1 protein-coding gene is annotated in these 281 nt (G+C 45.9%); it reads left to right on the plus strand.

Going from position 1 to position 281, the window contains the following annotated elements; translation table 11 throughout:
• On the plus strand, positions 1 to 281 hold a 281-nt coding region (locus tag ACVC3Y_RS10235), incomplete at both ends, for a hypothetical protein (RefSeq protein WP_452226816.1).

Genomic DNA, 281 nt, shown 5'->3' on the forward strand with positions numbered 1-281 from the left:
GATGAAGATGGTAATGGAGCACAAGAAGGAACAGAAACAGGATACACTTCTCCAGTAACAGTATTTGCAGATTTAGATGGTGATGGCGTATTAGACGCAGGAGAGCCAACAGGAACAACAGCAGCAGATGGAACATACACCATAGATGGCGTACCAGCAGGAACTGTTGATATCGTAGTGGATACCACCACTTTACCAACAGGATCTACATTAACCGAAGGAACAGAACCAACAGAGGTTACCGTTCCAACAAGTGGAACCGTAGATGCCGGAATCGATGG

Source organism: Lacinutrix cladophorae, assembly GCF_053604645.1.